This window comes from Priestia sp. 179-F W1.4 NHS (assembly GCF_045369295.1).
Classification (GTDB): Bacteria; Bacillota; Bacilli; order Bacillales; family Bacillaceae_H; genus Priestia; species Priestia zanthoxyli.
Window position 1 is genome coordinate 1 of record NZ_JBIQFF010000062.1, and the last position, 833, is coordinate 833.

At 42.9% G+C, this 833-nt stretch carries 1 protein-coding gene; it reads right to left on the reverse strand.

Annotated elements, in window-relative coordinates; translation table 11 throughout:
* Positions 1–833, reverse strand: an 833-nt coding sequence (locus ACH0CI_RS28220; RefSeq protein ID WP_406902662.1) for a pLS20_p028 family conjugation system transmembrane protein, incomplete at both ends; no start/stop codon positions are given.

The window sequence follows — 833 nt, forward strand, 5'->3', positions numbered from 1 at the left end:
GTACCTTCATTTGTACTTTCAGCGTAACCAGAAGCTTGCATTTCATCATATAAAGAAGCACTTCCACCCTCTACAGAGGAAGTTGACCCCTGACTATCATTGGAAACACCTGCTGCTTGCATCTCATCTTGTAAAGAGCTGCCTTGACTTGCTCCTTTTCCTTCTGAAGCATTCCCTTCAGTATTTTTACCTCCTTCTTGTTTTTCAGTAGAAGATAACCCTTGTTGTCGGTCCTTTTGCTCATTGCCTGCGTTTTGACCTTTAGAAGCAGCGTTTCCTTTTTCACCTGGCATTCCTGCCTTTTTCATTTCTTCATGCAGAGCTGGCTGTTTTTCTTTATTTCCTTGTGTAGCTAAACCTTTTCCAAGACCTCCAACTCCTGCTGCTGTTTGAAGAGCACCACTCCCAAGACCTTTTCCTACATTACCAATCCCTTTGGCAAGGTTGGCTCCTCCTTTTGCTGTTCTGCCCATCATGTTTATGCCACTTTCAAGACCTTTTGCCATTGCAAACCCTCCTGCGAGAGCACCCCAACCACTTTTGAGTCCGGCATCGATGCCGAAGAGACGTTCACACATGATCGGGCCATCTACGACCGCAATACTAAAGGCAATCAATGCGATAAGATATGGAATACCTTCTAGCTTATCGCTAATAAAAACGGTTCCCATTAAATACACCTTCATGGATATAAAAATCATAATCGTTACGAGAAATGTATTTAGGATGTTTTTCAGAACGGCTTTTAACTTCTGTCCATCTGCTACATCAGCAGGCGCAACTAATTGGGCTAAAATTGCATTGAATCCTAGCTCGTAACATAGTTTTGCTAA